General features: G+C 68.0%; 2 protein-coding genes. Both read right to left on the reverse strand.

Annotated elements, in window-relative coordinates; translation table 11 throughout:
* A partial coding sequence (locus AC5Y39_RS21135; RefSeq protein WP_500021678.1) for a type I polyketide synthase occupies positions 1 to 1663 on the reverse strand: 1663 nt, incomplete at its 3' end.
* On the reverse strand, positions 1663 to 4467 hold a 2805-nt coding region (locus AC5Y39_RS21140), incomplete at its 5' end, for a beta-ketoacyl reductase (protein ID WP_500021676.1). The genes AC5Y39_RS21140 and AC5Y39_RS21135, both read right to left, overlap by 1 nt.

Here is a 4467-nt window from a genome sequence, read left to right on the forward strand (position 1 = left end):
TCGCGTCGCGTGGCGACACGACGCCGGGCGCGGGGCGGCCTTCGGCCAGTGACCGCAGACCGCTGACGGCCTCGCGGTGATCGGATGCGACGACGGCGGCGAACTTTCCGTGGCGCCCCCGGCGGTGGTTGAGGGTTCGGGCGACATCGGCCAGCGGCACCGCGGCGCCGTCGCCGTCGCCGTCGAGCCAGTCGCCCAGCGCCGACGCCCATGCCGCTATCCGTTGCTCGGTCTTTCCCGACAGCACCAACGTGCTGACGGCCGGATCAGGCTGCGGCACAGCGGGCTCGAGATCGGGGCCTTGCTCGATGACCGCGTGGGCGTTTGTGCCACCCAGGCCGAACGACGACACGGCGGCCCGGCGCGGGCCGTCGTCAGCCGGCCACGCTTGCAGATCGGTGGGCACGAACATCCGGGTGCGTGACGGGTCGATTGCCGGATTCCACTCGCAGAAGTGCAGATTCAGGGGGATCCGGCCCTTGTGCACCGACAAGGCGGCTTTGATGAATGCGGCGATCCCGGCCGCTGCCTCCAAGTGGCCCATGTTCGTCTTCACGGCGCCTAACGCGCAGCGGGCGTCGCCGCGGCCATAGACGTCAGCCAGCGCCTCGAACTCGATCGGATCGCCCAAAGCGGTTCCGGTGCCGTGCGTTTCGATCATGTTCACCGAGTTCGGTGTCACGTCGGCGCTGCGCAGCGCCCGGGTGATCACGTCGCGTTGCGCGATGGTGTTCGGCGCGGTCAGGCCGTTGGAGCGGCCGTCCTGGTTGACCGCTGAGCCGCGCACCACGGCAAGCACCCGATCGTTGTCGCGCACCGCGTCGGTAAGCCGCTTGAGCGCAACGACGCCGCAACCCTCACCGCGCACGAATCCGTCGGCCCTGGAGTCGAAGGTGTGGCATCGGCCGCGCGGTGACAGCATGCCCCACTTGGCCATCGCTATCTGCGTTTCGGGTCGCAGGATCAAGCTGACCCCGCCCGCGAGGGCCAGATCGCTTTCCCGCAGTCGCAGACTCTGGCATGCGAGATGTATCGCCACCAGCGACGACGAACACGCCGAGTCGACCGCTACCGCCGGACCGCGCAGCCCCAGCAGATACGCGATCCGGCCGACGGCCACCGCATGGGCGTTGCCGGTTGCCGAGTAGGCGTCGATGGTGTCCGGATTGGCAGCCGAAATGGTCTGGTACTCGGTGTAATACACGCCCATCATCACCGCGGCGCGGACGCCGGACAGGTCATCCGGCGCCAGACCGGCATGTTCCAGCGCTTCCCAGGCTACCTCGAGCATCAGCCGCTGTTGGGGGTCCATGGCTTCCGCCTCGCGCGGCGAGATGCCGAAGAAGTCGGCATCGAAGCCGGCCACATCGTCGAGGAAACCGCCCCATTTCGACGACATCCGGCCGGGCGCGAACTGGTCCGGATCGTAGAATTCGTCAGCGTTCCAGCGGTCCGGGGGGATTTCGCTGATGGCGTCGGTTCCGTTAGCCAGGAAGTTCCAATAGCTTTCGGGTCCGGCGACCCCGCCGGGGAAACGGCAGCCGATGCCCACCACCGCTACCGGTTCGGCTACGGCGATCCGGGAGGCCTTCTCGAACTGCTCGGTCAGCGAACCCCGCTGATCGGCCGTCATGGCCGCCACCCTGCTGAAGATCGTTCTCATCAGAACACACCGCTTTCGCTACCGGCGGAGGCCGACTCGACGCTGTCGAACAGCGCATCGAGCACACTGCCGTCCTCGTCGAACGTTGGATCGATATCGTCGCGCTGTGACGCATGTTGCGCCGCAAGCGCTTTCGCCAGGTACGCCGCCAACGACCGGATGGTCGGATGATTGAACAACGTGTTCGCCGATACGTCGACGCCCACCAGCTTCTGGGTTTCCTTCAGCACCGTCATCGCCATCATCGAGTCGAGCCCGAGCTCCGGGAACGGCCGCTCGGCGTCGACGGCTGCTGCGGACAGGCGCAGTTCGCGAGCGAGGATGGCTTTGAGCCTGCTTTCGAGCTCGCCCACCAGGTTTTCCGGCGGGATCTGCGCCCAATCCGGAACTGCCATCGCAGCTTGACTGCCGGCGTTGCCCGTCGAGTGGTCTGCGCTCGCAGTGCTTCGGAGGCCGTCGGACAACTCCGTGAAATACCCGAGCTCGCCGAAAGCCGCGGTGGCGGCAGCTCGGTCCAGGCGCAGCCGGCCGACACCCGTGCGCGTCAACGGGCTTCCCACCAGCGACTCCAGCGCCTCGATCCCTTCGTCGGGAGTTATCGGATCCAGCACGCTGTAGGTGAGGGCGCGGCTCATCCCGACGTCGGACCACTGGCCCCAGTTGATCGCGTTGGCGGGCAGACCCGAGGCGCGCCGCCACGCGACCAGCGCGTCGAGCCAGGCGTTGGCCGTCGTGTAGGCCAGCTGACCGGGCAGGCCCAATAGCGTTGCCATCGAGGAGAAGCCGACCCACCAGTCGAGCTTCCGGGTGGCTGTGGCCGCATGCAGTCGCAGTGCACCGGTCACCTTCGGCGCCCACACGCGCTCGAGTCCGTCCTCGGTGAGCGCGGTCACCAGTCCGTCGCCGCTCACCCCGGCCGCATGTACGACGCCGCGCAGCGCGTACCCGCCTTCTTCAGCGGCGGCCACCAGTCGTTCGGCGACTCCCGGCGTCGCGATGTCGCCTGGAAGGAAAGCGATTTCGGTGTCGTCGGCCCACGCCGAAAGTGTCCGACGTTGGTCCTCTGAGGGTTCGGTCCGACCGTTGAGGATCAGCCGGCCGGCGCCCCGCTTCAGCAGCCATCGCGTCACCACGCCGCCCAGCCCACCCAGGCCGCCGGTGACGATGTACGCGCCGTTCGTGCGGACAACCGCATGACCCGGCCCCGGCTCGAGCGTTGCGCGAGAGAGCCGTTCGGCATACCGGCGGCCGCTTCGCCAGGCGATCACGTCGTCATGGTCTGCTGCGGAGAATTCCGACATCAATGCCGCGAGGACATCGCTGCGATGGTCGACATCGACGAGGGTGGCTCCCACGTCGGGTTCACCGGCGAGGACGCGAGCCGCTTCCCCCGGGAAACGCCAGTTGCGGACCAGCCCTTTGAGCGCACCGATCGCCGGATCGCCTGTCTCACCGTCGTTAACGGCCAACCCATCACGCGTGACCAGCCACAGCCGTGGCGGCTTGCCTCGGCTCGATGCGACGACGCTGCGCACGGCGGCGTCGAGCGCCATGATCAGCTTCCGGGCGCGCCGAAGGGCCTGCTCGGCATCAGTGCCGTCGAACGAGCGCGTGGCGACGAACACGACCATGCCGACGGGTGAAATCTGTTCTCGGCTCGACACGTCCGCGAACAACGACACGGTGCTCACGCGCCGGGTCGGCACGCTCAGCTGGGTCGCGACTTCGGCCGCGAGCTCGGTTGTTTCGGCGTCGTCATCGGTGAGCAGAAGCCAATCCCCGTCGGCAGCGGTCGGCTTCTCGTGTGCGGGTGACGCCTCGGAAGGCGCCCAGGTGGTATCGAACACCATCTGTTCGAGCGGTAGCGAAATGTCGCGTGGGTCCACCGGCCGCATGCGTATTCCGGTGAGTTCGGCGAGCGGCGTTCCCGCGTCGTCGGTCAACAGGATCCCGCCGACACAGCCAGCGCCGTCCTGGTCGTCACCGGACAGCTCGACGCGGCACCAAGCCCGCCGACCCGAGCGCCCGAACAGGCGGACCGCTGCGAAAGAAGCTGCGTCCAGGCGGGTTTCGGCTGAGCCGGCCGCTGCGTCGATGGCGTCGGCCAGGCACTGCAACCCCGTGTCGAGCAGCAGGGGGGATATCGCGAACTCGGGATGGTCGACGGCCTCGTCGGACAACCTGATCTCGGTTCCGCCTTCGACGTCGACCGCGCAGGTCGACGGATCGTCGTCGACATTACGGATGCCGGCGACCGCACACCGATGCCACGTTCCGCCTGCGGAACTGGCGTGAATCTCGACGCGGATGTCCTCCTGCGCCCGGGCAAGCTGTGTCGTGAAACGCATGTCACGGTTCGCGGTGAGCGTCCGCTCGATCTCGAGGTCACACACCCGCACGGCCGCGAGCGGAAGGGCGAGGGCTCGGCTTGCGGCGCTCACGGCCATTTCGGCGAAGATTGCCGCCGGTACGACGGCCTGGCCGCTCAGCTGGCGACCGGCCAGCCAAGGCAGGATGTCGGCTCCGGCGTCGGTCTGCCACACATGCTCACGGCCGGAAGGCAACTCGACGTGCGTTCCCAGCAGCGGATGTGTGACTGAATTCGGTTGCGCGGCAGCCTTTTTCTCGAGCCAGTACCGCTCGTGCAGCCACGGCGACGGCGGAACGTCGACGAACCGGCCGGTGCGGTCGGCCGCGCTGACCCCGAGGGTGGCGAGCTGGGTATGGACGGACAGGGTCTCGTCGTCGCCGCGCCTCATCGCCGACGTGACAACGGTGCGGTCCTTCGGGGACATCGCCGCGAG

The sequence above is a fragment of the Mycobacterium sp. NGS39 genome (assembly GCF_059812765.1).